The 21,928-nt window shown below is 70.8% G+C and carries 14 protein-coding genes; 3 read left to right on the top strand and 11 right to left on the bottom strand.

Translation table 11 applies throughout. The features are described from left to right. Nucleotides 1-99: 99 nt before the first annotated feature. The 7 genes from gap to HC362_RS26175 form a co-directional block, all read right to left on the bottom strand. On the bottom strand, nucleotides 100-1,104 hold the full coding sequence (gene gap / locus HC362_RS26205; RefSeq protein WP_209267087.1) for a type I glyceraldehyde-3-phosphate dehydrogenase: 1,005 nt from the start codon (nucleotides 1,102-1,104) through the stop codon (nucleotides 100-102). A 199-nt stretch (nucleotides 1,105-1,303) separates the two neighbouring features. Further along, nucleotides 1,304-2,281: a DNA-binding protein WhiA gene (gene whiA / locus HC362_RS26200; protein WP_016468208.1), complete on the bottom strand. Its 978-nt coding sequence runs from the start codon at nucleotides 2,279-2,281 to the stop codon at nucleotides 1,304-1,306. Continuing rightward, nucleotides 2,272-3,348, bottom strand: a complete 1,077-nt coding sequence (gene yvcK / locus HC362_RS26195; RefSeq protein WP_243086605.1) for a uridine diphosphate-N-acetylglucosamine-binding protein YvcK — start codon at nucleotides 3,346-3,348, stop codon at nucleotides 2,272-2,274. Before yvcK ends, whiA begins: the two co-directional genes overlap by 10 nt. Nucleotides 3,349-3,353: 5 nt before the next feature. Further along, nucleotides 3,354-4,295 (bottom strand): RNase adapter RapZ, encoded by a 942-nt coding sequence (gene rapZ / locus HC362_RS26190; protein ID WP_243086604.1) that lies wholly within the window; start codon nucleotides 4,293-4,295, stop codon nucleotides 3,354-3,356. Nucleotides 4,296-4,371: 76 nt separating this feature from the next. Beyond that, nucleotides 4,372-6,459 (bottom strand): excinuclease ABC subunit UvrC, encoded by a 2,088-nt coding sequence (gene uvrC, locus HC362_RS26185; protein ID WP_243086603.1) that lies wholly within the window; start codon nucleotides 6,457-6,459, stop codon nucleotides 4,372-4,374. A gap of 101 nt (nucleotides 6,460-6,560) precedes the next feature. Then, on the bottom strand, nucleotides 6,561-7,217 hold the full coding sequence (locus HC362_RS26180) for an MBL fold metallo-hydrolase (RefSeq protein WP_243086602.1): 657 nt from the start codon (nucleotides 7,215-7,217) through the stop codon (nucleotides 6,561-6,563). Nucleotides 7,218-7,272: 55 nt separating this feature from the next. Beyond that, nucleotides 7,273-7,998, bottom strand: a complete 726-nt coding sequence (locus HC362_RS26175) for a maleylpyruvate isomerase family mycothiol-dependent enzyme (protein ID WP_243086601.1) — start codon at nucleotides 7,996-7,998, stop codon at nucleotides 7,273-7,275. 196 nt (nucleotides 7,999-8,194) lie between these two features. Between HC362_RS26175 and uvrA the strand changes: the two genes are divergently transcribed. The 3 genes from uvrA (at nucleotide 8,195) to HC362_RS26160 (ending at nucleotide 15,333) form a co-directional block, all read left to right on the top strand. Continuing rightward, nucleotides 8,195-11,188, top strand: a complete 2,994-nt coding sequence (gene uvrA, locus HC362_RS26170; RefSeq protein ID WP_243086600.1) for an excinuclease ABC subunit UvrA — start codon at nucleotides 8,195-8,197, stop codon at nucleotides 11,186-11,188. Between the two features lie 31 nt (nucleotides 11,189-11,219). Further along, nucleotides 11,220-11,657: a Rieske (2Fe-2S) protein gene (locus HC362_RS26165; RefSeq protein WP_243086599.1), complete on the top strand. Its 438-nt coding sequence runs from the start codon at nucleotides 11,220-11,222 to the stop codon at nucleotides 11,655-11,657. A 412-nt stretch (nucleotides 11,658-12,069) separates the two neighbouring features. Beyond that, a complete protein-coding gene (locus HC362_RS26160) occupies nucleotides 12,070-15,333 on the top strand; it encodes a phosphodiester glycosidase family protein (RefSeq protein WP_243088822.1) in 3,264 nt (1,087 codons plus the stop codon). 136 nt (nucleotides 15,334-15,469) lie between these two features. Here HC362_RS26160 and HC362_RS26155 read toward each other — a convergent pair whose 3' ends face one another. The 4 genes from HC362_RS26155 to uvrB form a co-directional block, all read right to left on the bottom strand. Beyond that, nucleotides 15,470-16,465 (bottom strand): TerC family protein, encoded by a 996-nt coding sequence (locus HC362_RS26155; protein ID WP_243086598.1) that lies wholly within the window; start codon nucleotides 16,463-16,465, stop codon nucleotides 15,470-15,472. A gap of 263 nt (nucleotides 16,466-16,728) precedes the next feature. Further along, the gene (locus tag HC362_RS26150; RefSeq protein ID WP_243086597.1) at nucleotides 16,729-18,804 is read right to left on the bottom strand and encodes a TerD family protein; all 2,076 of its coding nucleotides are present in this window, start codon (nucleotides 18,802-18,804) and stop codon (nucleotides 16,729-16,731) included. A 101-nt stretch (nucleotides 18,805-18,905) separates the two neighbouring features. Then, complete coding sequence (locus HC362_RS26145; RefSeq protein WP_243086596.1) at nucleotides 18,906-19,484, bottom strand: TerD family protein; 579 nt, start codon at nucleotides 19,482-19,484, stop codon at nucleotides 18,906-18,908. A 145-nt stretch (nucleotides 19,485-19,629) separates the two neighbouring features. Continuing rightward, nucleotides 19,630-21,762 (bottom strand): excinuclease ABC subunit UvrB, encoded by a 2,133-nt coding sequence (uvrB, locus tag HC362_RS26140; protein WP_279240138.1) that lies wholly within the window; start codon nucleotides 21,760-21,762, stop codon nucleotides 19,630-19,632. Nucleotides 21,763-21,928 lie beyond the last annotated feature (166 nt).

Below are 21,928 nucleotides of genomic sequence, written 5' to 3'. Positions count from 1 at the left end.
CCCGGGGAGGCGCCCCGGGAAGTACGCAGCAGGCAGAGCATGGGACGGGGCTCGTGCGCGGCGCACGAGCCCCGTGACTCACCTCGGTCGGCGCGGGTTCTAAAGCTGCGAGCCGACGTAGCTGGTGAGGTCGACCAGCCGGTTGGAGTAACCCCACTCGTTGTCGTACCAGCCGATGATCTTGGCCTGGTTGCCGTCGACCATGGTGAGGGAGGCGTCGAAGGTGCAGGACGGCGGCTGGTTGACGATGTCCGAGGAGACGATCTGGTCCTCGGTGTAGTCGATGATGCCCTGCAGCTGGCCCTCGGCGGCCTTCTTGAAGGCGGCGTTGACCTCGTCCTTGGTGGTCTCGCGCTTGAGCTCGAGCACCAGGTCGGTGACGGACCCGGTGGGGACGGGGACGCGCATGGCGATGCCGTCCAGGCGGCCCTTGAGCTGCGGGAGGACCAGCGCGGTGGCCTTGGCGGCACCGGTGGTGGTCGGGATGATGTTCTCGGCGGCGGCCCGGGCGCGGCGCAGGTCCTTGTGCGGGAAGTCCAGGATGCGCTGGTCGTTGGTGTAGGCGTGCACCGTGGTCATCAGACCGCGCTCGATGCCGAAGTTCTCGTCCATGACCTTGGCCATCGGCGCCACACAGTTGGTGGTGCAGGAGGCGTTGGAGATCACGTGGTGCTCGGCGGCGTCGTACTTGTCCTGGTTGACGCCCATCACCACCGTGATGTCCTCCTCCTTGGCCGGAGCCGAGATGAGGACCTTCTTGGCGCCCGCGGCGAGGTGCTTGGCAGCGTCCTCGCGCTTGGTGAAGATGCCGGTGGACTCGACCACGACGTCGGCGCCCAGCTCGCCCCAGGGGAGCTTGGCCGGGTCCTTCTCCGCCATCGTCTTGAAGGTCTGCTTGCCGACCGTGATGGTGTCCTCGGTGTGGCTGACCTCGTACGGGAGGCGCCCGAGGACGCTGTCGTACTTGAGCAGGTGCACCAGGGTGGCATTGTCGGTCAGGTCGTTGACACCGACGATCTCGATGTCCGCACCCTGGTTCAGCAGCGCGCGGAAGTAGTTACGACCGATACGGCCAAAGCCGTTGATGCCTACGCGGATCGTCACGAACCGATCTCCTCGCTAGGTACGCCGGTAAGGACACCGGCGAGGGCTGTTTGGGATGTCCCCGACCGACTCCGACCCTACCTCTCCATTGCGGCCGGGCTCACATCGGCTGGGCGGGCAAATCCGGACGGCTCAGGCGAGCACGAGGTGGCTCAACTGGCCATCCCGCCGGGCCGTTCTTCGCCGCTCTCCGGTCGTATCAGCCGACCATTTCCTCGGTCAGATTGGACTCGGTTCCGGGGATGCCGAGGTCCTGTGCGCGCTTGTCCGCCATGGCCAGCAGCCGCCGGATACGGCCCGCCACCGCGTCCTTGGTCAGCGGCGGGTCGGCGAGGGCGCCCAGCTCCTCCAGCGAGGCCTGCTTGTGCTCCATCCGCAGCCGCCCGGCCGCGGCCAGGTGCTCGGGCACCTCGTCACCGAGGATCTCCAGCGCGCGCTGCACCCGGGCACCGGCGGCCACCGCGGCACGGGCCGAGCGGCGCAGGTTCGCGTCGTCGAAGTTGGCCAGCCGGTTGGCGGTGGCGCGCACCTCCCGGCGCATCCGCCGCTCCTCCCACGCCAGCACCGACTCGTGGGCGCCCAGCCGCGTCAACAGTGCGCCGATGGCATCACCGTCCCGGACGACGACCCGGTCCACGCCGCGTACCTCGCGGGCCTTCGCAGCGATCTGGAGTCTGCGGGCCGCGCCGACGAGGGCCAGCGCCGCCTCCGGGCCCGGGCAGGTGACCTCCAGGGACGAGCTGCGCCCCGGTTCGGTCAGCGAGCCGTGCGCCAGGAAGGCGCCGCGCCAGGCGGCCTCCGCGTCGCAGGTGGCCCCCGAGACCACCTGCGGGGGCAGCCCCCTGATGGGGCGGCCGCGGCCGTCCACCAGACCGGTCTGCCGGGCGAGCTGGTCACCGCCGGCAACCACCCGTACGACGTACCGGCTGTTGCGGCGCAGCCCGCTGGGCGCCATCACCACCAGGTCGGAGGAGTGTCCGAAGATCTCCAGGATGTCCTTGCGCAGCCGCCGGGCCGCGATGCCCGTGTCCAGCTCCGCCTCGATCACGATCCGCCCGCTCACCAGGTGCAGCCCACCCGCGAAGCGCAGGATCGACGAGACCTCTGACTTCCGGCAGCAGGTCCGGGTGACGGGGAGCCGGGAGATCTCGTCCTTCACCGCAGGCGTCATCGCCATGGGCCGATCCTTCCATGCATCCGAAAAATACGGTCGTACGCGGCGGCCAGCAGCTCCGGGTCGTGCCGGGCGGTCCCTCCCTGGGGCTCCCGCTCCGGCCTGCGGCCGGGCGGTGTCCGGTGGGAGGTTCCCCCGGCCGCCGCCACCGGCGCCAGCTCGACCTTTCCGCCGAGCTGGTCGGCGGCCTCGCTCAGGGAGTCCTGGTCGGGCACGGCGTCCTGGTCGGCCAGCACCACGTCGAAGGTGAGTTTAGGGGCGTGTCGGGCCAAAACCTCCAAATGACGCTGCGGGGAAAAACCGTCCGTTTCTCCCGGCTGCGGAGCGAGGTTGAGAGAGAGGACCTTCCGGGCCTTGGTCTCGGTCAGCGCCTCCAGCAGCTCCGGCACCAGCAGATGCGGGATGACGGAGGAGAACCAGGAGCCGGGGCCCAGCACCACCCAGTCGGCGTCCAGCACGGCGCGTACCGCCTCGGGGACGGCCGGTGGATCGTTGGGGACCAGGTGCACCTCCTGGACCTCGCCGCGGGTGAGCGCGACGGTGGCCTGGCCCCGGACGGTGGACAGCTCATCGGGGCGCGCGGGGTCGTGACCGCGCACGCTGGCGCGCAGCTCCAGCGGCACGGCTGACATCGGCAGAACCCTGCCGTGCGCCCCCAGCAGCTTGCCGACCAGGTCGAGCGCCTGGACATGGTCGCCCAGCTGCTCCCACAGGGCGACGATCAGCAGATTGCCGACCGCGTGCTCGTGCAGCTCGCCCCGGCTCTCGAAGCGGTGCTGGATGACCTGGGCCCACGTGCGGCCCCATTCGTCGTCCCCGCACAGCGCCGCGAGCGCCTTGCGCAGATCGCCGGGGGGCAGCACACCCAGTTCGTCGCGGAGCCGCCCGCTGGAGCCGCCGTCGTCGGCGACGGTGACCACCGCCGTGAGGTCTCCGGTGATCCGGCGCAGCGCCGTCAGCGAGGCCGACAGGCCCATGCCACCGCCGAGCGCCACCACCTTGGGCTGCTTGGAGGTCAGACCGCGCAGCGTCGCGCGCCGGCCCAGATGCCGCAGGCTCCTACGGGCCATGGGCGTCACTCACGCCCCATGTCACGGTGGACGACCACCGTCTCCACGCCCCCGTCGGCCAGCCTGCGGGCGAGCTTCTCGGACATGGCGACGCTGCGGTGCTTGCCTCCGGTGCAGCCGACGGCGACGGTGACGTACCGCTTGCCCTCCCTGCGGTAGCCGGCGGCGATCAGCTGCAGCAACTCCGTGTAGCGGTCCAGGAACTCCTTGGCGCCGGGCTGGTTGAAGACGTAGTTGGAGACCTCCTCGCTGGTGCCCGTGTAGGGGCGCAGCTCGGGGACCCAGTGCGGATTGGGCAGGAAGCGGCAGTCGACCACCAGGTCGGCGTCCACGGGCAGTCCGTACTTGTAGCCGAACGACATGACGGTGGCGCGCAGTTCGGGCTCCTCCTCGCCGGCGAACTGGGCGTCCAGTTTGGCGCGCAGCTCGTGCACGTTGAGGCTGGAGGTGTCGATCACCAGGTCGGCGTCCCCGCGCAGCTCGCGCAGCAGATCGCGCTCGGCGGCGATGCCGTCCACGATCCGCCCGTCGCCCTGCAGCGGATGGGGCCGGCGCACCGACTCGAAGCGGCGCACCAGGGCGTCGTCGGACGCCTCCAGGAAGACGATGCGCCGGGCGACGTTGTAGGCGGCCAGGTCGGCGAGGGAGCCCTTGAGGTTGTCGAAGAAGTTACGGCCGCGTACGTCCACCACGACGGCGATCCGGGCCACATTCCCCTGGGATCGGGCGCCCAGATCGACCATCGTGGGGATCAGCTCGGGCGGCAGGTTGTCGACGACGAACCAGCCCAGATCCTCCAGACACTTGGCTGCGGTGCTGCGGCCGGCGCCCGACATCCCGGAAATGATCACCAGCTCCGGGATCGTCCCGCCCGCCTCCTGCGGCTGCGCCGGGTTGAGGGTACTCACCACTGCTCCGTCTCCGCGCTGCTCGCGCTCCGCACTCATGCTGTCATTCCCCGACTGTCGGTCTTCGTGCCGGCTGTGTCGCTCTCCGTGCCACAGGTTCACTCTTCTTCGCTCGTCACTCTTCTTCAACGATCTCACCGGTCGCGGTATTCACCGCGGGACGCGAGGGCGCCGCCTGGGACAGCGCCGCGGCGACCGTCTCGGCCGTCTTCCGGCCCACCCCGGGGACCTCGGAGATCTCCTCGACCGAGGCCGCGCGCAGCTTCTTGACCGAGCCGAAGTGCTTGAGCAGGGCCTTCTTGCGGGTCTCACCCAGGCCGGGGACGGTGTCCAGCGGGCTGCCGCGGAGCCGTTTGCCTCGCTTGCCGCGCTGATAGCGGATCGCGAAACGGTGCGCTTCGTCACGGACGCGCTGCAGCAGGTAGAGGCCCTCGCTGCTGCGCGGCAGCACCACCGGATCGCTCTCGCCGGGCAGCCAGACCTCCTCCAGCCGCTTGGCCAGGCCGCACACGGCCACATCGTCGACCCCGAGCTCGTCCAGCGCGGCCTGCGCCGCCGCCACCTGCGGCAGGCCGCCGTCGACGACGACCAGCTGCGGCGGGTAGGCGAACTTCTTGGGCCGGCCCTCCTCGTCCCGGCCGGCGCCCTGCGCGGGCTGCGCGTCCTGCGCGGGCTGTTCCCGGCCGGGCTCCGGGGTGGGCCGGGGAGCGGGGGCCTCGCCGGCCGGGCCGCTCTCCAGCTCGCCGCCCAGCTCCTCCTCCGGCCACTCCCCGGTCTTCTGCTTCTCCACCAGATAGCGCCGGAAGCGGCGGCTGATCACCTCGTGCATGGACCGCACGTCGTCCTGTCCCTCGAACGACTTGATCTGGAAGCGGCGGTACTCGCTCTTGCGGGCCAGCCCGTCCTCGAAGACGACCATGGAGGCCACCACGTCGTCGCCCTGGAGGTGCGAGATGTCGAAGCACTCGATACGCAGCGGCGCCGAGTCCAGGTCGAGGGCCTCGGCGATCTCCTCCAGGGCACGGGAGCGGGTGGTCAGGTCCGAGGCGCGCTTGGTCTTGTGCAGCACCAGGGCGTGCTCGGCGTTGCGGTTGACGGTCTCCATCAGGGCGCGCTTGTCGCCCCGCTGCGGAACGCGCAGGCTCACCTGGGCGCCCCGGCGCTCGGACAGCCACTGCGCTATGGGCTCGACGGGCTCGGGCAGCGCGGGGACCAGCACCTCCTTGGGGACGCCTCCGCTGCCGCCACCGGCCGCCGCGTCGCCCTGCTCGGCTCCGTAGAGCTGCTGGAGCGCGTGTTCGACCAGCTCGGCGGTGCCGACGGCCTCCACCTTGTCGGTGACCCAGCCGCGCTGGCCGCGCACCCGGCCGCCGCGTACGTGGAAGATCTGGACGGCGGCCTCCAGCTCGTCCTCGGCCACCGCGATCAGGTCGGCGTCGGTGGCGTCGGTGAGCACCACCGCGTTCTTCTCCATCGCGCGCTTGAGCGCGTCGATGTCGTCCCGCAGCCGGGCTGCCCGCTCGTACTCCAGCTCCTCGGCCGCCTCCTGCATCTCGCGCTCCAGGCGGCGCAGATGGGAACCGGTGTGACCGGCCATGAAGTCGCAGAACTCCTCGGCCAGTTCGCGGTGCTCCTCGGGGCTGACCCGGCCCACACAGGGGGCCGAGCACTTGCCGATGTAGCCCAGCAGACAGGGCCGGCCGATCTGCGCCGAGCGCTTGAACACGCCCGCGGAGCAGGTGCGCACGGGGAAGACGCGCAGCAGCAGGTCGACCGTCTCGCGGATGGCCCACGCCTGCCCGTACGGGCCGAAGTAGCGCACGCCCTTCTTCTTGGGGCCGCGCATCACCTGGACGCGCGGGAACTCCTCGTTCATCGTCACCGCGAGGGACGGGTAGCTCTTGTCGTCGCGGTATTTGACGTTGAACCGCGGGTCGAACTCCTGGATCCAGGTGTACTCCAGCTGGAGCGCCTCGACCTCGGTGCCGACCACCGTCCACTCGACGGAGGCGGCCGTGGTGACCATCGTGCGGGTGCGCGGATGCAGCCCGGCCAGGTCCTGGAAGTAGTTGTTGAGCCGCTGACGGAGGCTCTTCGCCTTGCCGACGTAGATCACCCTGCGGTGCTCGTCGCGGAAGCGGTAGACCCCGGGCGAGTCGGGGATCTCTCCCGGTTTCGGACGGTAGGTGGAGGGGTCTGCCATGGTGCCCACCCTACTGGCGCGCACCGACAACGATCAGCGTGCGCAGCTCCCGGGCGGGCGCGCGGCCGCCGTGCCCGCACCCGCCCGTACCGCGCCGCCGGCTACCAGCCGCGCTCGCGCCACTCCGCCAGGTGGGGGCGCTCGGCGCCCAGCGTGGTGTCGGCGCCGTGGCCCGGGTACACCCAGGTCTCGTCGGGGAGTTGGCCGAAGAGCTTGGTCTCCACGTCCTCGATGAGCCGGGCGAAGTTCTCCGCACTGCCGAAGGTGTTGCCCACTCCGCCGGGGAAGAGGCAGTCACCGGTGAACAGGTGCGGGTGGCCGCTCGGGTCGTCGTAGACCAGGCAGATCGAGCCGGGGGTGTGGCCGACCAGATGGCGCGCTGTCAGCTCCACCTCGCCGACCCGCACGGTGTCGCCGTCGTCCAGCGGCACGTCGGTGGGAACGGGGATGCCCTCGGCGTCGTGGCGCCCGGCGTACGTACGCGCGCTGGTGGCCCGCACCACCTCTTCGAGCGCCTGCCAGTGGTCGCCGTGCCGGTGGGTGGTGACGACGGAGGCGATGCCGTCGTCACCGATGAGCTCCAGCAGGGTGCCCGCGTCGTTCGCGGCGTCGATCAACAGCTGCTCGCCGGTGGCCCGGCAGCGCAGCAGATACGCGTTGTTGTCCATCGGGCCGACGGCGGCCTTGGAGATCATCAGATCCCGCAGCTCGTGCACGTCCGCGGGGCCGCCGACCTGAACCGTTCCGCTGTATGGCATGCCGCCAGCCTATGGGGTGCCCTCCACATTTCGGGTGCCCGGCACGGGGGGCGTCTCAAAGCGCGGGAAGCGCCGGAAGAGGGCCCCGTGCCGAGAGGCCGCTCCCGTTCGTGCGGCCGGTCAGCCAGCCGACGAGGGCGACAGGGCTGCCGGCCACGACGAAGGGGCCCTCCGGGCCTGCCTCCGCTGCGCCGGTGCGCCAGCTGCGGCCGTCCTCGGCGCGCAGCTCGATGGCGACGGGCACCTCGGGGTGCTCCGTGAAGCGGCGGGCCATGTTGGTCAGCTCGCGGTCCACGAAGGTGCCCGGCAGATCCTCCAGCGTGTAGCCGACGCCGAGGTCCACATGGTGCAGCTCGACCTCGATCCAGCGGCGGAAGGGGATCGAGGAGGCGAGATCGGTCACACCGTTGCGCAGGGTGACGGTGCGGTTCCAGCCGTCGTCGTCCAGCGCTGCGAAGGCGCTCTCCAGCCGGGAGGCGCTGGCGCGTACGTCGTCGACGAGGGCGTCGAGAGAGCGCTCGGCGCCGCGCTCGATGTCGGCCTCGCGGGCCTCGGCACTGGCGTACATGGGTTCGCCCGCGAGTACGTTGACGAGGGCGTCCGCGTTGCGGGCGAGGTGGGTGAGCACATGGGCGCGGGTCCAGCCCGGCAGCTGGGAGGGCTCGGCCACCTCGGGGGCCTCGAGCTTGACGGTGTCGCTCAGCAGCTGTCCGGTCGCGGTCCGTACGAGTTCGGCGTCGTGCGCGGGCGTGGTCGCAGGCGTGGTCCCAGACGTGGTCATGATCCAAAGCTACTGGTGTCCCCCGTTCGTGGGGAAGATGGCAAGGCCCGCCGCAATTCGAAAGAACGTGCTATATGGTCGAGCCCGGCTCCCGTGCCGGAAGCGAACGACACTCCGCGCGGCGCCGTCCTACTCTTGGTCGGGGACTCCCGCTCGCCGCGGGCTCCCGCTTCTCACACGAAAGGTGCCGACAGGCGTGGCCGACCGTCTTCTCGTCCGTGGCGCTCGCGAGCACAACCTGCAGAACGTCTCGATAGACCTCCCTCGCGACTCGCTCATCGTCTTCACGGGGCTCTCGGGCTCCGGGAAGTCCTCGCTCGCCTTCGACACGATCTTCGCCGAGGGCCAGCGGCGCTACGTCGAGTCGCTGTCCGCCTACGCACGGCAGTTCCTCGGGCAGATGGACAAGCCCGACGTCGACTTCATCGAGGGCCTCTCACCCGCGGTCTCCATCGACCAGAAGTCCACCTCGCGCAACCCGCGCTCGACGGTCGGCACCATCACCGAGGTCTACGACTACCTGCGGCTGCTCTACGCCCGTATCGGCAAGCCGCACTGTCCGGCCTGCGGCCGCCCGATCACCCGCCAGTCGCCGCAGGCCATCGTGGACAAGGTGCTCGACCTGGAGGAGGGCAGCCGCTTCCAGGTGCTCTCCCCGCTGGTGCGCCAGCGCAAGGGCGAGTTCCTCGACCTCTTCAACGAGCTGCAGACCAAGGGCTACAGCCGCGCCCGCGTGGACGGGCAGACCGTCCAGCTGTCCGAGCCGCCGAAGCTGAAGAAGCAGGAGAAGCACACGATCGAGGTGGTCGTCGACCGCCTGACCGTCAAGCCCACCGCCAAGCGGCGGCTCACCGACTCGGTGGAGACCGCGCTGGGCCTCTCCGGCGGCATGGTCATCCTCGACTTCGTCGATCTGGAGCCGGACGACCCGCAGCGCGAGCGGATGTACTCCGAGCATCTGTACTGCCCCTATGACGACCTCTCGTTCGAGGAACTGGAGCCGCGCTCCTTCTCCTTCAACTCGCCCTTCGGCGCCTGCCAGGAGTGCACCGGCATCGGCACCCGGATGGAGGTCGACCCGGAGCTGATCGTCCCCGACGAGGACAAGTCGCTGGACGAGGGAGCCCTGCACCCCTGGTCGCACGGGCACACCAGGGAGTACTTCGGCCGCCTCATCGGCGCGCTGGCCGACGCGCTCGGCTTCCGTACGGACATCCCGTGGGCGGGCCTGCCCGCACGGGCCAAGAAGGCACTGCTGTACGGGCACAAGACACAGGTCGAGGTCCGCTACCGCAACAGGTACGGCCGCGAGCGCGCCTACACCACCGCGTTCGAGGGCGTCGTACCGTTCGTCAAGCGGCGGCACTCCGAGGCGGAGACCGACAGCAGCCGGGAGCGCTTCGAGGGCTATATGCGCGAGGTGAACTGCCCCGCGTGCGAGGGCACCCGGCTCAAGCCGCTCATCCTCTCGGTGACCGTGCAGGGCAAGTCGATCGCGGAGGTCTCCGCGATGTCGATCACCGAGTGCGCGGAATTCCTCCGCGAGCTGGAGCTGAGCGGACGCGACAAGCAGATCGCCCAGCGGGTGCTCAAGGAGGTCAACGAGCGGCTGCGCTTCCTGGTGGACGTCGGCCTGGACTACCTGACGCTCAACCGCGCGGCGGGCACCCTCTCCGGAGGCGAGGCCCAGCGCATCCGGCTGGCCACCCAGATCGGCTCCGGTCTTGTCGGTGTGCTGTACGTGCTGGACGAGCCGTCCATCGGCCTGCACCAGCGCGACAACCACCGGCTGATCGAGACCCTGGTGCGGCTGCGCGACCTGGGCAACACCCTCATCGTCGTCGAGCACGACGAGGACACCATCAAGGCGTCCGACTGGGTGGTGGACATCGGTCCGGGCGCCGGCGAGCACGGCGGCAAGGTCGTGCACAGCGGCCCGTTGAAGGAGCTGCTGGCCAACGAGGACTCGGTCACCGGCGACTATCTGTCAGGCAAACGCGAGATCCCCACCCCGCAGGTGCGCCGCCCCGTCGACCCGGCACGGCAGTTGACCGTACGCGGCGCACGCGAGAACAACCTGCGCAACATCGACGTCTCCTTCCCGCTGGGCGTGCTGACGGCCGTCACGGGCGTGTCGGGTTCCGGCAAGTCCACGCTGGTCAACGACATCCTCTACACCCATCTGGCGCGCGAGCTGCAGGGCGCCAAGACGGTGCCCGGCAGGCACACCCGCGTCGAGGGCGACGATCTGGTCGACAAGGTGGTGCACGTCGACCAGTCGCCGATCGGCCGTACGCCGCGCTCCAACCCGGCCACGTACACCGGCGTCTTCGACCATGTGCGCAAGCTGTTCGCCGAGACGACCGAGGCGAAGGTCCGGGGCTACCAGCAGGGCCGCTTCTCGTTCAACGTCAAGGGCGGCCGCTGCGAGAACTGCGCGGGCGACGGCACGATCAAGATCGAGATGAACTTCCTGCCGGATGTGTACGTGCCCTGCGAGGTCTGCCACGGTGCGCGCTACAACCGGGAGACCCTGGAGGTGCACTACAAGGGCAAGAACATCGCCGAGGTCCTGGACATGCCGATCGAGCAGGCCATGGACTTCTTCGAGGCGGTGCCGGCGATCGCCCGCCATCTGCGGACCCTCAACGACGTGGGCCTGGGCTATGTGCGCCTCGGCCAGCCCGCGCCGACTCTTTCGGGTGGTGAGGCGCAGCGGGTCAAGCTCGCCAGCGAGTTGCAGAAGCGGTCCACGGGACGCACCGTCTACGTCCTGGACGAGCCCACGACCGGCCTCCACTTCGAGGACATCAGGAAGCTGATCGGCGTCCTGGAGGGCCTGGTCGACAAGGGCAACTCGGTACTGGTCATCGAGCACAACCTGGACGTCATCAAGACCGCCGACTGGGTCGTGGACCTCGGCCCCGAGGGCGGCAACGGCGGCGGCCTGGTGGTCGCGGAGGGCACCCCGGAAGAGGTGGCGGCGATCCCGGGCAGCCACACCGGGAAGTTCCTCCGCGAGATGCTGGGCGACCGTGTCAGCGACGCGGCGGCCCCGCCGAGGCCCGCCGCGAAGGCTCCCGCAAAGAAGGCCCCTGCCAAGAACGCTCCCGCCAGGAAGGCCCCCGCCAAGGAGGGGGCAGCGAAGAAGGCCGCCGCCGCGAAGAAGTCGGCAGCCCGCAAGCGCTGACCTGGTGCACCATCGGTGCGGCGGACGTAGAGTGCGGCGCGTGACAACGAGCGAGGAATCGACGGCCACGCGCCGCACCGTGCTGTGCGGTGCCGCGCTGGCCGCGCTGGGACTGACCGCCGCGGCGTGCGGCGGAGGCGGTGAATCGGACAAGGGTTCAGCGGAGCCGACCACCGACAAGCCTGTCGAGCTGGGCGACGCCGAGGCGGTGCCGGTGGGCGGAGCCAAGCTGTACGCGGATCAGAAGGTGCTGGTCTCGCAGCCCGAGAAGGGTGACTTCAAGGCGTTCAGCGCCGTGTGCACCCACCAGGGGAGCACCCTCGACCGGATCGACGGCGAGGTCGCGGTCTGCCCCCTGCACGGGAGCCGTTTCCAGGTGGACTCCGGCAAGGTGGCGAAGGGGCCGGCCACCACGGCACTGCCCTCGATGCCGGTGAAGGTGGAGAAGGGCAAGCTCCTCGCGGGATGACCCGTGCCGGGGTGTTCCGAGGAGGGGCTGCGCAGTTCCCCGCGCCCCCTGACGGGGCGCCTACGGCCAACCGGTGGAAGTAACGCACCGTTTCCCCCGACTTCGCTCCGGCCCTCTGGTGTAGACCGGTCCCCCTTGGGACCCTGTGCGGCACTGTGCGCAAAAAGTGCCGAGATCACTGGTCTTAGTGGGGGACGTCGTGAGACAGGTCCACGCTCGCGCAAGACTCGCCCGTGCCGGATTCGCCAGGTCGCTGCTGACGGCCGCGGCCGTCTCCGCGCTGCTCACCGGCGTGCTGCCGTCCGGCCCGGCCCTGGCCACGGCCGGGCGGCCCGCCGCCGCGACGGCGGCGACCGCGGCGCCCGAGCCGCCCGGCCCGCCGAAGCCCGGAGCCGTCCCCGACGGCGACGGCATGGAACTCTCCCGCACCACCCGCCCCCTCGCCCCCGGAGCCGAACTCACCTCCTTCGAACGGCTCGAGTCGGACAAATGGCTGCGTGCCGACGCGCTCACGCTCAAGCTGGGCGAGGCGCGCACCGGGGCGACTGCCGACCACCTCTCCTCCGGCAAGGTCACCGAGCGCCGGACGGTCAGGCAGCTCGCCGAGGAGCACGACCCCGGCAAGGGGCGCCGCACCATCGCCGCGCTCAACGGCGACTTCTTCGACATCAACGAGACGGGCGCCCCGCTCGGCCCCGGTGTACGCGACGGGAAGCCCACCCACTCGCCGGAGCCGGGCGTCTCCGAGGCGGTCGGCATCGGCCCGGGAGCCGCGGGGCGCATCCTGGACCTGTACTTCGAGGGCACCGTCACCCTCCCGGGCGGTACCGTGCCGCTCGGCGGCCGGGACGCGGCCAATGTGCCCGCGAACGGTATCGGCCTGTACGACGCCGACTGGGGTGCGGCGGACCGCGCCCTGACGGTCGACCAGGCGAAGGACGTCACCGAGGTGACCGTCGAGGACGGCAAGGTCTCCGGCGTGGCCGAGAAGCCCGGAAAGGGGGACATCCCCGAGGGTGTGAGCGTCCTCCTCGGCCGGGGCGACGGCGCCCAGCGGCTGGCGGCGCTGGACACCGGCGACCCGGTCGGCTTCGAGTACCGGGTGCGCACCGACGACGGTTCCCCCGTGCCGCGCACAGCGGTCGGCGGGCGCGGGGTGCTCGTCGAGAACGGAGAGCCGCAGAACTGGGACGGCAGGCCGAACAACACCGCGGCGCCGCGCACCGCGGTCGGCTTCTCCAAGGACGGCGGCACCATGCACGTGCTGACGGTGGACGGCAGGCAGGCGGCCTCGGGCGGGGTGACGCTGACCGAGCTCGCGCTGATGATGAAGAAGCTCGGCGCCCACAACGCGCTCAACCTGGACGGCGGCGGCTCCTCCACCCTGCTGGCCCGCGAGCCGGGCAGCAACACGCTCAAGCTGGAGAACTCCCCCTCGGACGGCGAGGAACGGGAGGTCCCCGACGGGCTGGCACTGACGGCGCCCGCGGGCTCGGGGCGGCTGTCCGGCTTCTGGGTGAAGACGGCCATCGACCCGGACGAGGCGGCCACGGCCGACAACATGCCCGGCGGTCACCCCGACCGCGTCTTCCCCGGCCTGACGCGCGAGCTCACGGCGGCCGCGTACGACGAGACCTACGGGCCCGCCGACGGCGCGCCACGGCCGCGCTGGCGTGCCCAGCGGCCGGGAGTGGGGCGGGTGGACGCGCGGGGCGTCTTCCATGCGCGCCGCGCAGGACACACCGACGTCACCGCGCGCGCCGGCGCGGCGCGGGGCAGCACCCGGCTGCGGGTCCTCGGGGAGCTGGACCGTATCCGGCCCACGACCGACCGGGTGGGGCTGGCGGACGGCGGGGCCGACGGCTCGTTCGGGCTGCTCGGCTACGACGCGGACGGCAACAGCGCGCCCGTCGAACCGGCCGACGCACAACTCTCCTACGACCGTTCGCTGTTCTCGATCGTTCCGGACAAGGACGCCGGAAGCGGCGCGTTCACCGTCAGGACCCGTTCCGGGCAGGGGTCCGCCTCCGGCACCGTGATCATCACGGTGAGGGGACACTCGACACGGCTGGCCGTCACGGTCGGGCTGCGGGAGCAGCAGGTGGCCGATTTCGAGGACGCCTCCAGCTGGACGTTCAGCGCCGCGCGGGCCAGCGGATCGGTGGCCTCGGAACCAGCGGGCAAGGAGGGGGCGGGGCTGAAGCTCAGCTACGACTTCACCCAGTCGACAGCCACTCGCGCCGCCTACGCCAAACCGCCCTCGGAGCGGGAGATTCCCGGCCAGCCGCGCAGCTTCACCCTGTGGCTCAAAGGCGACGGGTCGGGCGCGTGGCCCTCGCTCCATCTCAAGGACGCGGCAGGCACCGACCAAGTGCTGCGCGGACCACTGGTCGAGTGGCGGGGCTGGCAGCGGATCACCTTCGAGGTTCCCGAAGGGGTGGCCTACCCGCTGAAACTGCACCGCTTCTATGTCGCCGAGACCCGGCCCACCGCGCAGTACAAGGGCGAGGTGGTGCTGGACGAACTGGTGGCGCGGACCCCGCCGGACGTCGACCTGCCGACCGCGGGACGGCCGCACGATCCGCTGATCTCCACGGCGGCCGACACGGCGGGCCGCGACTGGCGGTTCGCCGTGATGTCGGACGCGCAGTTCGTGGCACGTGACCCGGACAGCGAGGGCGTACGGCAGGCGCGCAGGACCCTGCGGGAGATCCGCGCGGCGCGGCCCGACTTCGTCGTCATCAACGGCGACCTGGTGGACGAGGGAGCACCGGCGGATCTGGCGTTCGCGCGCAAGATACTCCAGGAGGAGCTGGGTGACGCCGTCGACTGGTACTACGTACCGGGCAACCATGAGGTGATGGGCGGCTCGATCGCCAACTTCATCAAGGAGTTCGGTCCCACCCAGCGCACGTTCGACCACCGCGGAACACGGTTCATCACGCTGGACACCTCGTCGCTGACGGTACGCGGTGGCGGATACGCGCAGTTCCAGGAGTTGCGGCGGCAGTTGGACGACGCGGCCCGCGACCGCCGTATCAGCTCGGTCGCCGTCATTCAGCACGTGCCGCCGCGCGACCCGACGCCGCAGCGGGCCAGCCGGCTCACCGACCGGATGGAGGCCGACCTGCTGGAGAGGTGGCTGGCCGACTTCCGCTCCCGCTCGGGGAAGGGCGCGGCACTGGTGGCGGGCCATGTCGGCGTCTTCGACGCCTCGCGGGTGGATGGCGTGCCCTATCTGGTGAACGGCAACTCGGCCAAGACCCCCGCCGCGCCGCCGGGCGAGGGCGGCTTCACCGGCTGGTCGCTGCTGGGCGTCGACCAGGGGCGGTCGCGGGACGGGGACTGGATCTCGGTGCAGACCCGCCCCCATGTGGACGGACTGCTGCTGGAAGCCCCCGAGCGGCTCTCGGTGGGCGGCGAGGCGAAGGCGTCGGCGACCGTGGAGCAGGGCAGCGGACCGACCGCTCGCCGGGTCCCGGTCGGCTGGCCGGTGAGCGCGGACTGGCCGGGCTCCCCGGGGCTGTGCGTCAAGGGCGCCGTGCCCCGTGGACGCTGCGTGGCCTCCTACGATCCGGCCGACGGCACCCTCACCGGGCGCAGTCCCGGCACGGTCGCTCTTTCGGTGATCGTCAACGGTGAACGCGCCACGCGGAAGGTGACCGTGGGCGGGTGACCGTGGGCGGGTGACCCTCGGCGGGTGACGCGGCAGGGCCGGGTCACCGCGCCAGTGGAAAGATCCCGGCCCCGCCCCCTACCGGAAGGAGGCGGGGCGGGGCCGGGAGACCGGATCAGCGCGCCGGGCCGCGCGCTCAGGAGTCGGCGTGGGCGCGCTCCTCCCGCTCGGCGTCCTTCTCGGCGGCGGCCTGCTTCCGGGAGGCGGCCAGCGAGGTGATCGTGGTGACGATCAGCACGGCGCAGATGACGCCCAGCGAGACCGGAATGCTGATCTCCGGCACATGCACCCCCGTCTCGTGCAGGGCGTGCAGCACCAGCTTGACGCCGATGAAGCCGAGGATGACCGACAGCCCGTAGGACAGGTGGACCAGCTTCTGCAGCAGGCCCCCGATCAGGAAGTAGAGCTGCCGCAGGCCCATCAGCGCGAAGGCGTTGGCGGTGAAGACGATGTACGGGTCCTGGGTGAGGCCGAAGATCGCGGGGATGGAGTCCAGCGCGAAGAGCACATCGGTGGTGCCGATCGCCAGCATCACGATCAGCATGGGCGTCATCAGACGCTTGCCGTTCTCGACCACGAACAGCTTGGTGCCGTGGTACTTGTCCGTCGAGGGGAAGCGCCGCTCGACCGCCTTGAGCAGGCGGTTCTCCTCGAACTCCTCCTCCTGCTCGCCGGAGCGCGCCTCCTGGATGAGCTTCCACGCGGTCCAGATGAGGAAGGCGCCGAAGATGAAGAAGACCCAGGAGAAGGTCGAGATGATCGCCGCGCCCGCCGCGATGAAGATGCCCCGCAGCACCAGCGCGATCAGCACCCCCACCATCAGCACCCGCTGCTGGTAGACGGACGGTACGGCGAACTTCGCCATGATCAGGACGAAGACGAAGAGGTTGTCGACGCTGAGCGACTTCTCGGTGATGAAGCCGGCGAAGAACTCGCCGGACGCCTGACCGCCGCCGAAGAGGAAGAGGCCGAGTCCAAAGAGCACCGCCAGCACGATCCAGACCGTGGTCCAGATGCCGGCTTCCTTGAGGGAGACGTCGTGCGGCTTGCGGCCGCCGATGAAGAAGTCGACCGCGATCAGGGCGCACAGACCGACGATGGTCAGCACCCAGGCGGTTGCAGAGATGTCCACGGGCGTTCCTCCGGCTTGCATTTCAAGCATGGGCCGGAGGTCTCTTCCACCCGGCGCGCCGCCCATAGCGACCGGGCCGGTGCCCCGGGACCGTCCTGTCCGGCCCGTACTGACGGGGACACCGCATGGCTGGGAATACTCCCCTCCGTTGAAGAGAGAGTAAAGTAATCCCATGAAAAGGTAAAGTGCGGGGTCCGGGAGGGCCCGCACCTCGCCGGAGGCGGGAAGAGATCAGTCCGCGGGGAGTGAGCTCCCCGGGGGGCTCAGCTCCCCGAGGAGTGGCGCGCGGCCACGACGCGCCGCAGCACCTGCGGCACGACCTGGCTGCCGCTGGGCGCCAGCGGCGGCTCGTACGTCCAGGCGTGCCCCACCCAGGGGTCGGCGAGATGGTCGTCGGGCACCGGCGTCAGCCGCAGCAGCGAGCGCCACAGCGGGTCGAGAACCGGCCCGTAGCCCCGTGCCTCCTCCCGGTCGGCCACCATCAGCAGGCTGACCCCCACCGACGGCCCCTCGTCCGCGAGGTAGCGCAGCTGGTTGACCGCCCGGTCGTCGAAACCGTGCGGGAAGTCGTGGACGACCAGGAGCTGATCGGCCAGGTCCAGGTCGGGCGGTAGCGCGTCGGTGGCGCGGCTGCGGACCGCCATCTGCACCAGATCCACCCGCTGCGTCAGCCGCTCCAGCGTGCGCGCCACCCCGGAGGCGCCGGCTGCGGGCGGCTCCCGCAGCACGCCCGACTCCACCAGCGGCAGCAGCGCCGTGGCGGCCGACCCCGCCGGGTCGATGACGTGCAGCGTCAGCTCGTCAGCCGGGTGCACGGCGACGATCCGGGCGGCCAGCGCCGTGGCCGTCGCCTGCGCGAGGCGGCGCAGCTCGTCCGCGTCCACCAAGGCGGACTCGCCACCCCGCGGGCGGCCGCTGTCGATCCACAGCCCCCGCTCCAGCGGCAGCCGCACCAGCATGGGTATCCGCAGCTCCGCGCGCTCGGGGATGCTCAGATCGCCCACCCGCAACGCCATGGGGGGCTCGGCGGGTGGCTCGTACGCCTGCCATACGGGGTTGTCCCAGCGGGCCAGCGCGGGCGGCAGGGCCGGTTCGACCACCTCGGACTCGGCCTCGAGCTGGCCCATGTCCCGCTCCAGGGCCGCCCGGGCCTGCTCGATGAGCGCGTCCCGCTTGGCCTGGGCCTGGGCGCGGGCCGCCTCCGCCGCCGGGCCGACCCGGGCCCGCGGGTCGTCGAGCACGCTGTCGAGCTCCCGGTCCATCCGGGAGTCGGCGAAATCGACGGCCGAGCGGTAGGCCGCCACGCTGCGCGCCAGGTCCTCGAACATGCCCCACACCTGGTTGTAGAGCCGCTCCTCCATCGACCAGCCGGGGGCGTCTCCGGCGACGGGCTGCGAACTGTCGGCCCCACCGGGCTGCCCCGGTGCGGGGCGCGGCCCCGGGCCCGGCTGCGGGGCCGTACCGGACTGCGCGGGCGGGCCGGACTGCGCGGGCGGGCCGGACTGCGCGGGCGGGCCGGGCTGCGCCGGGACCGCGCCGGGCCGGGGCTGCCCGGCGGGGGCGGCCGGTGGGGTGGGCGGTGAGGCGGGTGTGGCGCGGCGCGGGTGGCGGTAGTCGATCGGGCCGCCGCCATGGGTTCCGTCGGCCCCGTCGGCGGGCTGTTGTGCCCCGGGGGCCGGCCGGCCCCCGGGCGGCGGTGGCGGCGGCGAGGCCGACTGTGCCGGCTCCGTGCGGGCGCCCGTGGCGTGCCGGGTCGGCCCCTGGGGGGCGTGCCCGAACGAGCGGGCCATTCCGGCCGCCACCGCCTCGTTGATGGTGTCGGCGAGAGCGCCGGCCTCGGCCAGCCCCTGGTCGGCGAGCATTGCGGCGAGCCCTCCGGCGTACCCCTGTCCGACGGCACGCACCTTCCAGCTGCCCTGCCGCAGATACAGCTCCAGGGCGACCACGGCCGACTCGGCGCTCAGCCCCGTCGCCGTGTAGCTGACGATCTCCTCGCCGTCCAGACCGGTGACGGCGAGGAAGGGGGCGGCGAGAGAGGAGAAGTCGGGCGGGAACTCCGGCCCGGTGGGCAGGGCGAGCAGGATGTTGACCCGGTGCACGTCCTGCGGCAGCGCGTCCAGATCGACGGCGAGGTGGTGCACGGCCGCCGCCTGGCGGGAGACCTCGACCCCCGGCAGTTGGGGCGCTGCCGGGTGGGCCGTCCACCCCGCGTCACGCATCCGCCCCTGCTGGTCGTTGAGCGTCACCCCGGCGATGACCGGGGTGCCTGCCGAGACCCGGATCTCCACCCGGGTCCCGGGCAGCGGGCGGTTCTGTCCCCGGACCAACTCGGCCGTCATCGTCGTGCCTCTCCCCTGGCTCGTCACACCTACGACGGATTCCGGCCTGCCACAGCTGGGACAGCGCCGGGGACCGCTACAGCCGGTTCAGACCGGGCCGTTCACAGCTTCGGCAGGATCGTCGGCATCAGGTCCTGGAAGGTGCGGCCGTTGGCGGGCTCCCCGATGGCGGTCATCTGCCAGCCGTTCCCCTGCCGGTGCACCTTGGCCATGATCTGCGCCGTGTACTGGCCGCCGCCGGTGAGGGTGTAGCGGGCCAGCTCCTCGCCGGTGGTCTCGTCGACGATGCGGCAGAAGGCGTTCTCGACCTCGGCGAACGTCTGTCCGGTGAACGAGTTGACCGTGAAGACGATCTGGTCGATGTGGACCGGCACGCGCTGCAGGTCCACCATGATCGCCTCGTCGTCGCCGCCCTGGCCCGCGCCGCCCACCAGGTTGTCACCGGTGTGCTTGACCGAGCCGTCGTCGCTCACCAGGTGCCGGAAGAAGACCACGTCGACCGGCTGCTTGTCGGCGAAGAGCACCGCCGAGGCGTCGAGGTCGATCTCCTTGGTGCGCTTGCCGAACAGCCCGCGACGCGGTGCGGCCCGCCAGCCCAGGCCCATGCGCACCGCCGTGAGCGTCGCCCCGTCGCTCTTCTGCAGGCTGATCCCCTGGCCCTTGGACAAGTTGACCGACACGTGCGTCCCCTCTCTGAACCGGGGCCGCCACCGGCCGACGGCCACCAGGCACAGCACCCTACGCAAGGGCACCGACAGCCTGGGTGGCCGCCCGGGACTTGTGTCGGTCTTGCAACACTCCGCGCGGCACCGCCAGCGCAGGGCGCTACTTGAGCCCCGCCTCCTTCATCTGACGCAGCTCCTTCTTCAGCTCGCCGACCTCGTCCCGCAGCCGCGCTGCGACCTCGAACTGGAGCTCGGCCGCCGCGGCGCGCATCCGCTCGGTCAGGTCCTCGATCGTCTGCGCCAGCTCGGCGGCGGGCCGGTCGGTCAGCTCCCCGGCTCCGGCGCCCTTGGCGGCCTTGCCCTTGGCGGGGGTCGGCGCCTTGCCCTTGGCCGCCTTGCCGCCCTTGCCCGTCTCGTCCCGCTGGCGGTAGCCCGTATCCAGCAGCGCCTCGGTGTCGATCTGCTCCCGGGCGATGTCCGCGACGATGTCGCCGATCTTCTTGCGCAGCGGCTCGGGGTCGATGCCGTGTTCCGCGTTGTAGGCGATCTGCTTCTCGCGGCGCCGGTTGGTCTCGTCGATCGCCCGCTGCATTCCGGGGGTGACCTGGTCGGCGTACATATGGACCTGACCCGAGACGTTACGGGCCGCGCGGCCGATCGTCTGGATCAGTGAGGTGCCGGAGCGCAGGAAGCCCTCCTTGTCGGCGTCCAGGATCGCCACCAGCGAGACCTCGGGCAGGTCGAGGCCCTCACGCAGCAGGTTGATGCCCACCAGGACGTCGTACTCACCCGAGCGCAGCTCGCGCAGCAGTTCGATGCGGCGCAGGGTGTCCACGTCGCTGTGCAGATACCGGACGCGGATGCCCAGCTCGAGGAAGTAGTCCGTCAGGTCCTCGGCCATCTTCTTGGTGAGGGTGGTGACCAGCACCCGCTCGTCGCGCTCCTCGCGCAGCCGGATCTCGTGCACCAGGTCGTCGATCTGGCCCTCGGTGGGTTTGACGACGACCTCGGGGTCGACCAGCCCGGTGGGACGGATGACCTGCTCCACATAGCCGTCGGAGCGGGCCAGCTCGTAGGGGCCGGGGGTGGCCGACAGGTACACCGTCTGGCCGATGCGCTCGAGGAACTCCTCCCACTTCAGCGGGCGGTTGTCCAGCGCGGAGGGCAGCCGGAAGCCGTGTTCGATCAGGGTGCGCTTACGTGCCGCGTCGCCCTCGTACATGGCGCCGATCTGCGGCACCGTCTGGTGCGACTCGTCGATGACCAGCAGGAAGTCGTCGGGGAAGTAGTCCAGCAGGGTGTGCGGCGCGGAGCCGGGGTCACGGCCGTCGATGTGCCGCGAGTAGTTCTCGATACCGGAGCAGGTGCCGATCTGGCGCATCATCTCGATGTCGTACGTCGTACGCATCCGCAGCCGCTGGGCCTCCAGGAGCTTGCCCTGCTTCTCCATCGTCTCCAGCGTCCCGGCCAGCTCGGCCTCGATCGCGCTGATGGCGCGCTCCATGCGCTCGGGGCCCGCCACATAGTGCGAGGCGGGGAAGACGTACAGCTCCTGGTCGTCCGTGATCACCTCGCCGGTGAGCGGGTGCAGGGTGGAGAGCGCCTCGATCTCGTCACCGAACATCTCGATGCGGACGGCCAGCTCCTCGTAGACCGGGAAGATCTCGATGGTGTCGCCGCGCACCCGGAAGGTGCCCCTGGTGAACGCCATGTCGTTGCGGGTGTACTGCACATCCACGAAGCGGCGCAGCAGCTCGTCCCTGTCGACCTCCTGGCCGACCTTGAGCGGCACCATGCGGTCCACGTACTCCTGCGGGGTGCCCAGGCCGTAGATGCAGGAGACGGAGGCGACCACGACCACGTCACGCCGGGTCAGCAGCGAGTTCGTGGCACTGTGGCGCAGGCGTTCGACCTCCTCGTTGATCGAGGAGTCCTTCTCGATGTAGGTGTCCGTCTGCGGGACGTACGCCTCCGGCTGGTAGTAGTCGTAGTACGAGACGAAGTACTCGACCGCGTTGTTCGGCAGCAGCTCGCGGAACTCGTTGGCCAGCTGCGCGGCCAGCGTCTTGTTCGGCGCCATCACCAGGGTCGGGCGCTGGAGCTTCTCGATCATCCAGGCCGTGGTGGCCGACTTGCCGGTGCCCGTGGCACCCAGCAGCACGACATCCTTCTCACCCCCGGTGACCCGCTGCGCGAGCTCGGCGATCGCCGTCGGCTGGTCGCCGCTGGGCTGATAGGGGCTGACGACCTCGAAGGGCGCCACCTTGCGTTCGATCTCGGTGTTGGGCCGCATGTTCACCACGGTACGACTCACCACTGACAGCGGGCTCCGGTGCGCAAACTACCCCCCACTGGCAGATAGCTGCCAATTTCTTCCGTCGCAGGTCAGCGGCTTGGGCACGCCGTATTCAGCACTACGCCACTTTGTCCCCGCTTGTTTGTATTGCGCATCGGGAACT

The organism is Streptomyces sp. 891-h (assembly GCF_022760275.1).
Classification (GTDB): domain Bacteria; phylum Actinomycetota; class Actinomycetes; order Streptomycetales; family Streptomycetaceae; genus Streptomyces; species Streptomyces spirodelae.
This window is presented reverse-complemented; position numbering and strand designations above follow the sequence as displayed.